At 72.4% G+C, this 9,549-nt stretch carries 9 protein-coding genes, 1 tRNA gene and 1 pseudogene; 2 read left to right on the top strand and 9 right to left on the bottom strand.

Going from position 1 to position 9,549, the window contains the following annotated elements:
- Positions 1-199 precede the first annotated feature (199 nt).
- Positions 200-367: pseudogene (locus tag FXF50_RS28280) on the top strand (site-specific integrase); the annotation flags it as partial.
- A 75-nt stretch (positions 368-442) separates the two neighbouring features.
- On the opposite strand, the gene FXF50_RS28275 reads toward FXF50_RS28280, so the two are convergent.
- The 9 genes from FXF50_RS28275 to ald all read right to left on the bottom strand — a co-directional run bounded on the left by FXF50_RS28275 (position 443) and on the right by ald (position 8,958).
- A tRNA-Pro gene (locus tag FXF50_RS28275) sits at positions 443-516 on the bottom strand.
- A 159-nt stretch (positions 517-675) separates the two neighbouring features.
- Complete coding sequence (gene der, locus FXF50_RS28270) at positions 676-2,082, bottom strand: ribosome biogenesis GTPase Der (RefSeq protein ID WP_148431973.1); 1,407 nt, start codon at positions 2,080-2,082, stop codon at positions 676-678.
- A complete protein-coding gene (gene cmk, locus FXF50_RS28265) occupies positions 2,079-2,759 on the bottom strand; it encodes a (d)CMP kinase (protein ID WP_148431972.1) in 681 nt (226 codons plus the stop codon). The genes der and cmk overlap by 4 nt, the downstream gene beginning before the upstream one ends.
- Before the next feature lie 163 nt (positions 2,760-2,922).
- Positions 2,923-3,693 (bottom strand): pseudouridine synthase, encoded by a 771-nt coding sequence (locus FXF50_RS28260; protein WP_148431971.1) that lies wholly within the window; start codon positions 3,691-3,693, stop codon positions 2,923-2,925.
- Positions 3,680-4,696, bottom strand: a complete 1,017-nt coding sequence (gene scpB, locus FXF50_RS28255; RefSeq protein WP_148431970.1) for an SMC-Scp complex subunit ScpB — start codon at positions 4,694-4,696, stop codon at positions 3,680-3,682. Before scpB ends, FXF50_RS28260 begins: the two co-directional genes overlap by 14 nt.
- 4 nt (positions 4,697-4,700) lie before the next feature.
- Entirely contained in the window at positions 4,701-5,594 is an 894-nt protein-coding gene (locus tag FXF50_RS28250) for a ScpA family protein (protein ID WP_370464170.1), read from the bottom strand.
- Positions 5,595-5,695: 101 nt separating this feature from the next.
- Positions 5,696-6,619 carry a ParA family protein gene (locus FXF50_RS28245; RefSeq protein WP_091266519.1) on the bottom strand — a complete coding sequence of 308 codons (924 nt, stop codon included), beginning with the start codon at positions 6,617-6,619 and terminating at the stop codon, positions 5,696-5,698.
- Positions 6,620-6,850: 231 nt separating this feature from the next.
- On the bottom strand, positions 6,851-7,846 hold the full coding sequence (locus tag FXF50_RS28240; RefSeq protein WP_148431974.1) for a site-specific tyrosine recombinase XerD: 996 nt from the start codon (positions 7,844-7,846) through the stop codon (positions 6,851-6,853).
- Positions 7,843-8,958 (bottom strand): alanine dehydrogenase, encoded by a 1,116-nt coding sequence (gene ald, locus FXF50_RS28235; RefSeq protein ID WP_148431968.1) that lies wholly within the window; start codon positions 8,956-8,958, stop codon positions 7,843-7,845. The genes FXF50_RS28240 and ald overlap by 4 nt, the downstream gene beginning before the upstream one ends.
- Positions 8,959-9,186: 228 nt before the next feature.
- On the opposite strand from ald, the gene FXF50_RS28230 reads away from it, so the two are divergent.
- Entirely contained in the window at positions 9,187-9,504 is a 318-nt protein-coding gene (locus FXF50_RS28230) for a TM2 domain-containing protein (RefSeq protein ID WP_370464169.1), read from the top strand.
- Positions 9,505-9,549: the final 45 nt, after the last annotated feature.

The raw sequence follows: 9,549 nt of genomic DNA, 5'->3' as shown, positions 1-9,549 counted from the left end.
CGTCCGCGCCTCGGCAGGCGGACAACCGCAAACGGCAGCGCGGCCGTCGGTGTCACCGACCGTGCCCGGCACGGTCGAGGGCCGGTGTAACGCATCAAGTGAAGCCAGCGTGTAACGCATCATCCGAGTCGGACAACCGAGCGCCCCGAGCTGTCGTGTCCCGGGTGATGCTTTACACCGGCGTCCACCGTCCACGACGCGGCGCACCTGCGGCTCCCTGCTGGTCGACCTGGACGTACACCCCCGGGTCGCCATGGCGATCCTGAGACACGCCGACTTCTCGATCACGATGGAGATCTACAGCCAGGTCTCATCGAAGGCGACCCGGGAGGCCCTGCGGAAGCTCGGTCAGAGCCTCGATCAATGAGCCGTTGCTGTACTTCGCTGCTGTACAAGATCAGAAAAGGCCATCCGGGAGATCCCGAATGGCCTTTGACCTGCGTCGGGACGGCCGGATTCGAACCGACGACCCCTTGACCCCCAGTCAAGTGCGCTACCAAACTGCGCCACGTCCCGATGCCTCCGCGCGGTGTTCCCCGCGGCAGCCGGTACAGCTTAGCGCAAGATCCTCAGCCCCGCGCACAGGCCCCACCGGGTGCCGCGCCGCACTCCCCCTAGAGCGTCCTAGGAAAGAAGCCGCCGGGGATGGGGCCCGGCGGCTTCCTCCGGGACGGCTCAGCCGTGGGCCTTGCCCCGGCCGCCCGGGCCGAGCTTCTTGCGCGGGCGGACCGAGATGTCGATCGGGGTGCCCTCGAAGCCGAACTCCTCGCGGAGCTTGCGCTCCACGAAGCGCTGGTAGCCGGCGTCGAGCGGGCCGGTGGTGAAGAGCACGAAGCGCGGCGGAGACACGCCGGCCTGGGTGGCGAAGAGGATGCGCGGGGCCCGGCCGCCGCGCACCGGGTGCGGGGTGGCCTGGACCAGGGCGGTGAGCCACTGGTTGAGCTGCGCGGTCGGGATGCGGGTCTCCCAGCTCGCCAGGGCCTTGCGCAGCGCCGGGGCGAGCTTGTCGACCGCCCGGCCGGTCTTCGCCGACAGGTTCAGCCGGATCGCCCAGGGGATGCGGCGCAGCTCCCGGTCGATCTCCTTGTCCAGGTAGTAGCGGCGGTCGCCGTCGACCAGGTCCCACTTGTTGAAGGCGATCACCAGGGCCCGGCCGGCCTCGACCACCATGGTGAGGATCCGCTGGTCCTGCTCGCTGATCACCTCGCTGGAGTCGAGCAGTACGACGGCCACCTCGGCCGCCTCGATCGCCGAGGCGGTGCGCAGGCTGGCGTAGTACTCGGTGCCGCTGGCCTTGCCGACCCGCTTGCGCAGGCCGGCGGTGTCGACCAGCTGCCAGGTCTCGCCGCCGATCTCCACGAGGCTGTCGACCGGGTCGACGGTGGTGCCGGCGACCGCGTCGACCACCGCGCGCTCCTCGCCGGAGAAGCGGTTGAGCAGACTGGACTTGCCCACGTTGGGCCGGCCGACCAGGGCGACGCGGCGCGGGCCGCGCGGCCGGTTCTCCACGATCTTCGGCGCCTCGGGCAGCGCCGCCATGATGGCGTCGAGCAGGTCGCCGGAGCCGCGGCCGTGCAGCGCGGAGACCGGGAACGGCTCACCGAGGCCGAGCGACCACAGCGCGGTCGACTCCATCTCGATGGCCGTGTTGTCGGCCTTGTTGGCCACCAGGATCACCGGCTTGGCGCTGCGCCGCAGCATCTTCACGGCGGCCTCGTCCACATCGGTCGAGCCGACCATGGCGTCGACCACGAAGAGCACCACGTCGGCGGTGGCGACGGCCGCCTCGGCCTGGGCGGCGATGGCCGCGGCGCGGTCCTTGGCGTCCGGCTCCCAGCCGCCGGTGTCCACCACGGTGAACGCCCGGCCGTTCCACTGCGCGTCGTAGGGCACCCGGTCCCGGGTCACACCGGGGATGTCCTCGACGACCGCCTGCCGGCGGCCGATGATGCGGTTGACCAGGGTGGACTTGCCCACGTTGGGGCGGCCGACCACGGCCACCACCGGCTGCGGGCCGGTCGGCTCGCCGGCCTCGAGCTCCGGCTCGCGCAGCTCGACCCAGCCTCCGAATTCGTCGCTCACGCCACACCCCGCTCGGTGAGCAGCGTGCTCAGCCGGTCCACGACCTCGTCGATGCCCAGCTCGGTGGTGTCCAGCACGACCGCGTCGGCGGCCTGCTGGAGCGGGTTGACCTTGCGGGTCGAGTCGAGCTTGTCCCGGCGGGCCAGGTCGGCGGCGGTCGCCGCGACGTCGGCGGCGTCCTCGGCGCTGCGCCGCTGGGCGCGGGCCGCCTCGGAGGCGGTCAGGTAGACCTTCAGGTCGGCATCGGGCGCCACGACCGAGCCGATGTCGCGGCCCTCGACCACGATCCGGCCGGCGTCGGCGATCAGCTGCCGCTGCCGGGCGACCAGCAGCTCGCGGACGGCGCCCACGGCGGCCACCGCGGAGACCGCAGCGGTCACCTCGGGACCGCGGATCTCCTTGGCCACGTCGACGCCGTCGGCGGTCACGCCGTACCCCTGGGGGTCGGTGCCGATGCGCAGGTCGACCTCGCCGGCGACCTTGGCCACCGACTCGATGTCGGTCAGGTCGACCCCGGAGCGCAGCACCGCCCAGGTGAGCGCCCGGTACATGGCGCCGGTGTCGAGGTAGCGGGCGCCGATGCTGACCGCGAGCCGCCGCGACACGGTGGACTTACCCGAACCGGACGGCCCGTCCACAGCGACCACGCAGCGCCCGGCCCGTACGTTTTCCCCCACCGTTGTCCTCCTCAGCCCGTACCTCGCGGGTCGCCGGTGTCTCCGGCGCCGTTGAGCGGTTGGTGTTCCTCATCAATAATCCCGCGCCGCGCGGGTCGGCCGCACGCGATGGCGCCGCGGGCCGCGTCGAAGCCTACCGGGAGCCGTACCCCGATCGGCGGGGTCAGTCACCCACGGCCTTGAACAGGGCGGCGACCTCCGCGTTGGTCAGCCGGCGCAGCCGCCCGGTGCGCAGGTCGCCGAGCTTGATCGGACCGATCGAGGTACGGATCAGCCGGGACACCGGGTGGCCCACCTCGGCCATCAGGCGCCGGACGATGTGCTTGCGCCCCTCGTGCAGGGTCAGCTCCACCTGGGCGGTTTTGCCGAGGGTGCCCACCACCTTGAAGGAGTCGACCTTCACCGGCCCGTCCTCCAGCTCGACGCCGGCCGTCAGCCGCTTGCCCAGGTTGCGCGGGATCGGCCCGGCGACCTCGGCGAGGTAGGTCTTGAGCACCTCGTACGACGGGTGCATGAGCTTGTGGGCGAGGCTGCCGTCGTTGGTGAGCAGGAGCAGGCCCTCGCTGTCGGCGTCGAGCCGCCCGACGTGGTAGACCCGCTGCTCCAGCCGCGCGCCGATGAAGTCGGCGAGCTCGGTGCGGCCCTTCTCGTCGGCCATGGTGGTGACCACCCCGCGCGGCTTGTTCATCGCCACGTAGACCAGGCGGACGTCGGCCTGGAGCCGTTCGCCGTCGACGTGGATCACGTCGCGCGCCGGGTCCGCCTTGTCGCCGAGCTGGGCGACCCGGCCGTTGACGGTGACCCGGCGCCGGAAGATCAGATCCTCGCAGGCGCGCCGCGATCCCACCCCCGCGGCGGCGAGCACCTTCTGGAGGCGCTCGGCGCCCTCGTACACGGGGGCGTCGGGCTTCGGGGCACGGTCATCGCGTCGCATCGGCAAGCTCTTCTACGTCGTCGGGGAGGAAGGGGGCCAGGGGCGGCAGGTCGTCCACCGAGTTCAACCCCAGCTTCTCCAGGAACATCGTGGTGGTCCGGTAGAGGAACGCCCCGCTGTCCGCCTCGGTGCCGCACTCCTCGACCAGGCCCCGGGAGACCAGGGTACGGATCACGCCGTCGCAGTTGACACCCCGGATCGCGGAGATCCGCGACCGGGTCACCGGCTGCTTGTAGGCGATCACCGCGAGGGTCTCCAGCGCGGCCTGGGTCAGCCGCACCGACTGGCCCTCCAACACGAACCGCTCGACGTAGGTCGCGTATTCCGGCCGGGTGTAGAGACGCCAGCCACCCGCGGCCCGGCGCAGCTCGAAGCCGTGCCCGGCGGCCGTGTAGCCGGCCGCGATCTCGTCGAGCATCGGGCCGATCCGCTCCGGGGACTGCTCCAGGACCTGGGCCAGGGTCAGCTCGCTGACCGGCTGGTCCACCACGAGCAGGATGGCCTCCAGCGCGCCGCGCAGCTCGGCGTCGTCGAGCACGGGCGCGGGCTCCGGCGGCGGGGCCGGCCGCCGCCGTCCCCGCTTCCCGGGTACGCCGCCCGCGCCGCCCTCCCCCTCCCGCTCACCGGGTCGGCCGTCGCCACCGACCGCGTCCGCCGCGGTCTCCTCGGAGATCTTGGTACGGTCCGGCCCCTCAGGGGGCACGCCCGTACCAAGATCGGGGCCAGCCTCCAGCGACGTCCGCCTCGGCGCGGAGATCTTGGAAGGATCCGGCCCCTCCGGGGGCCATTCCCTTCCAAGATCTGCCGAGGGCTCCGGCGCCGCGTCTTCGGACGGCGCGCTGACGAGTTCGGCGTCCGGGGCGGAGCCGGCGGGAGCGGCGGCCTCGGCGTCGGTGGCGGGCTCGGGCTCCGTCGCCGACGGCGGCGGGGTGGGGCGCTCCCACGGGGGGATCCAGGCGGCGGCCTGGTCGGCCAGCGAGTCGCGGCGTTCCTCGTCGCTCATCGGGTCACTCCTGCGGGGTTGCCGGGTCGTCCGCCGCCGGGGCGGGCGGGGTGGTGGCCGGCTCCGGGTTGCCGGCGTACTCGTCGATGGTCAGCTCGGCGCCGCCGTCGGCGGAGCCGGTCCAGCGCACGGTCAGCTCCTCCAGCGCCTGCTCCTGGACGAAGGCCACGAGGCCCTGCCGGTAGAGCTCCAGCAGCGCCAGGAAGCGGGCCACCACCTCCAGGGTGATCTCGCAGTCGGCGCAGAGCAGCGAAAAGCTGGCCGTGCCGGCGCGGCGCAGCCGCTCGGAGATGATCTCGGCGTGCTCCCGGACGCTGACGCGGACCATGTGCACGTGGGCGATGGACACCTCGGGCACCGGCTTCGGGGTCATCGCCTTGAGCGCCAGCTTGAGCAGCCGCTCCGGGCCGATGCCGAGCACAAGGTCGGGCAGCGCCTCGGCGTACCGGGGTTCCAGGGTGACGGCACGGGGGTAGCGCCGCCCGCCGACCGACTCCAGCTCGGCGATGTGCGCCGCCGCCTCCTTGTACGCCTTGTACTGCAGCAGCCGGGCGAAGAGCAGGTCCCGGGCCTCGAGCAGGGCCAGGTCCTCCTCGTCCTCCACCTCGGCGGCGGGCAGCAGCCGGGCCGCCTTCAGGTCGAGCAGGGTGGCGGCGACCAGCAGGAACTCGCTGGTCTCGTCCAGGTCCCACTGGTCGCCCATGGCCCGCAGGTACGCGATGAACTCGTCGGTGACCTTGTGCAGGGCCACCTCGGTGACGTCCAGCTTGTGCTTGCTGATGAGCTGGAGCAGCAGGTCGAACGGGCCGGTGAAGTTGTCCAGCCGGACGGTGAAGCCGCTGGTCTCCTCGACGGTGACCGGGTCGGCGGGCACCACGCCGTCGACCTCGGCGGCCAGCTCGGCGGCGGCCACCGGATCGGCGGCGCCGTGCGGCGGGTCGAGGGGCGGTGCGGTCACCGGCAAACCGTAGTCCACGACCCGGGCACCCGGCGTGCGGCCTACCGCTCCGCCTGGGCGGCGATCACCTCGCGGGCGAGCTGGCGGTAGTTGCGCGCGCCCGAGGAGGCCGGGTCGAGGGTGGTGATCGGGGCGCCGGCCACCGTCGACTCGGGGAACTTGACGGTCTTGGTGATCACCGTCTGGTAGACCTTGTCGCCGAACGCCTCCACCACCCGCTGGAGCACCTGGCGGCAGTGGGTGGTGCGGCTGTCGTACATGGTGGCGAGGATGCCTTCGAGCTCCAGGTCGAAGTTGAGCCGCTCGCGCACCTTGTCGATGGTGTCCAGCAGCAGCGCGACACCGCGCAGGCTGAAGAACTCGCACTCCAGCGGGATGAGCACGCCGTGCGCCACGGTCAGCGCGTTGATCGCCAGCAGGCCCAGCGAGGGCTGGCAGTCGATCAGGATGAAGTCGTACTCCTTGCGGATCGTGCGGAGCACCCGCGCCAGGGCCATCTCCCGGGCGACCTCGTTGACCAGCTGGATCTCGGCGGCCGAGAGGTCGATGTTGGCGGGCAGCAGGTGCAGCCCGGCCACGTCGGTCTTGATCAGGACGTCCTCGGCGGTGACGTCGTCCTGCATGAGCAGGTTGTAGACCGACAGGTCGAGGTTGTGCGGGTTGACACCGAGGCCCACGGAGAGGGCGCCCTGCGGGTCGAAGTCGACGAGCAGCACCTTGCGGCCGTACTCGGCGAGCGCGGCGCCCAGGTTGATGGTGGTCGTGGTCTTGCCGACGCCACCCTTCTGGTTGGCCATCGCGATGATCCGCGCCGGCCCGTGCCGGTCGGTCGGCATCGGCTCCGGGATCGGCTTGCGCATGGTGTACGCGGCCGGGTCGGCGGGGCCGAGGTCGGCACCCAGCGTCGCCTGCTGCTCACGGAGCTCCGACGTCCAGGTCTCGGCACGGTCACCGTTTCCTGCCATGTCCTCGTTGCCCCCTCCCGACGACCACCCGGCGTCGGAGCCGTCCGACGTCCCTCGCGGCGCCGCTGCGCACCCCCGGTCCGTCACCCCTGGAGGCCCGCGCCGAAGCCGACTGTACGCCACGTGCCAGCAGCGTGTTCGGTAGCGGGTCGGCGTGTCGGGCCGGTGCTCAGCCGGGACGCTGTTTCGTTCGCGACTGCGGGGCTCGCAACCCCGGCTCACTCCTCGCGCTCACCCGTGGGCCCGTGGGTGGGCTGTCGCGTAGACCTCCCGCAACCGTTCCACGGTGACCAACGTGTACACCTGGGTGGTGGTCACCGAGGCGTGACCGAGCAGTTCCTGCACGACCCGCACGTCGGCCCCGCCGTCGAGCAGGTGGGTGGCGTACGAGTGGCGCAACGTGTGCGGGGAGACCGCGTCGGGCCCGTCGACGGGCAGGCCGGCCCGTCCGGCCGCGGCGCGCAGCACGGTCCAGGCGCCCTGCCGGGTGAGCGGGCCGCCGCGGGCGTTGACGAAGACCGCCGGGGTGCCCCGGCCGGCGGCGAGCAGCGCCGGGCGGCCACGGACCAGCCAGGCCCGCAGCGCCTCTCCCGCGTACCCGCCGACCGGCACGAGCCGGGTCTTCCCGCCCTTGCCGTGCAGCAGCACGGTTCCGGCGTCGAGGTCGAGGTCGTCCACGACCGCGCCGACCGCCTCGGAGATGCGCGCGCCGGTGCCGTACAGGAATTCCAGCAGCGCCCGGTCGCGCAGCGCGCGGGGCGCGTCCTCGCCGGTGGCGGCGACCGGGCCGGCGGTCTCCAGCAGCCGGACCACGGCGTCGACCGGCAGCGCCCGCGGCAGCCGGCGCGGCGGGGTGGGCGGGCGGACGTCGCGGCTGGGGTCGGCGCCGGCCGTGCCCTCGCGCAGCGCGAAGCGGTGCAGGCCGCGCACGGCGCTGGCCGCGCGTGCGGCGGAGGAGACGGCGAGCGGCGGGTGGTCGGCGTCGCCGGCGCGCAGCCGGGCCAGGTGCGCCTCGATCTGGGCGGGCCCGACGGCGGCCAGGTCGGTCACGCCGGCGGCGGCCAGGGTGGACAGATAGCGGTCCAGGTCGCGACGGTACGAGGCGAGGGTGTTCGTGGACAGTCCCCGCTCGACGGTGAGGTGGTCCAGGTAGCCCCGGACGGCACGGCGCAGGGCCGGCGCGGGCTCGACGCCCGCACCGGCCCGTTCGACCGTGGAGTCGGTCAGCCCAGCACCTCGGCCAGCGGCAGCGTGTCCATGCCGTGCGCCTCGGCGACCGGGCCGTAGACGACCTGGCCGGCGTGGGTGTTCAGGCCGAGGGCGAGCGCCGGGTCGTTGCGCAGCGCCTGCTGCCAGCCCTGGTTGGCCAGTTCGAGGGCGTACGGCAGGGTGACGTTGGTCAGCGCGTAGGTGCTGGTGTTCGGCACCGCGCCGGGCATGTTCGCCACGCAGTAGAAGATCGAGTCGTGCACCTTGTAGACCGGGTCGGCGTGCGTGGTCGGGCGCGAGTCCTCGAAGCAGCCGCCCTGGTCGATGGCGATGTCGACGAGCACGCTGCCCGGCTTCATGCGGGAGACCAGCTCGTTGGAGATGAGCTTCGGGGCCTTCGCGCCGGGCACCAGCACCGCGCCGATGACCAGGTCGGCGTCGACCACGGCCCGCTCGATCTCGTACGCGTTGGAGGCGACGGTCTGCAGGTGGCCCCGGTAGATGGCGTCGGCCTGGCGCAGCCGGGCGACGTTCTTGTCCAGCAGCAGCACCTCGGACTGCAGGCCCAGCGCGATGGCGGCGGCGTTCAGGCCGGAGACGCCGGCGCCGATGACCACGGTCTTGGCCGCGTACACGCCGGAGACGCCGCCGGGCAGCACGCCCCGGCCCCCGCCGGTGCGCATCATGTAGAAGGCGCCCACCTGCGGGGCGAGCCGGCCGGCCACCTCGGACATCGGGGCGAGCAGCGGCAGCGAGCGGTCGGGCAGCTCGACGGTCTCGTACGCGATGCCGGTGACCTTGCGGTCCAGCAGCGCGTCGGTGCACTCCTTCGAGGCGGCCAGGTGCAGGTAGGTGAAGAGCACCTGCCCCTCCCGCATCCGGTGGTACTCCTCGGCGATCGGCTCCTTGACCTTGAGCACCAGCTCGGCGGTGTCCCAGACCTCGTCGGCGGTGGCCAGGATCTTCGCGCCGGCGGCGGCGAACTCGTCGTCGGTGATGCTGGAGCCGACACCCGCGCCGGACTCGACGAAGACCTCGTGGCCGTGGCGGGTGAACTCGTTGACGCCCGCGGGCGTGATCGCCACGCGGTACTCGTGGTTCTTGACCTCGCGTGGGATTCCGACCTTCACGATGCAGACACCTTCCTCCGGGGCAACTCACCCCCGACTGCGCGGCGCCGCGACGGCCCCTTTGCCGACGCGGTCCACCGGTCCCGCCGGCGGCAGTCTAGGCGCGTGGGAACCCCACGGAGGCCAACACAGTGACATCCGGTGCCCGGGCGTACTGACGGTGTGTCAGGCATCGACCGGGCTGGGCGGTGGAGACCGCCTCAGCCGTCAGGACAATGTTCGGTAAATATCCTTCCACCCTATGGGCATCGGTGCGGACAGGACGCCAGTCGATCACTAAGGTGTCCGCTCATGACCACTCCTCCTTACCAGCAGTACCCGCAGGGCGTCTCGGACAAGAGCAAGGTCGTCGCGGGCATCCTGGGCATCCTGCTCGGCTTCTTCGGCGCCGGGCGCTTCTACATGGGCGACACCAAGACTGGCGTGCTCCAGCTCGTGGTGAGCGTCGTGACCTGCGGCGCCGGCGCCCTGTGGGGCACCATCGACGGCATCCTGATCCTCGTCAACGGTGGCGTCGACGGGCAGGGCCGTCCGCTGCGCGACTGAGCGTAGACACAGCGGAAAGGGGCCGCGCGGTGCACGCACCGCGCG

It is taken from the genome of Micromonospora sp. AP08, from assembly GCF_008085935.1.
Taxonomy (GTDB): domain Bacteria; phylum Actinomycetota; class Actinomycetes; order Mycobacteriales; family Micromonosporaceae; genus Micromonospora; species Micromonospora chersina.
This window is presented reverse-complemented; position numbering and strand designations above follow the sequence as displayed.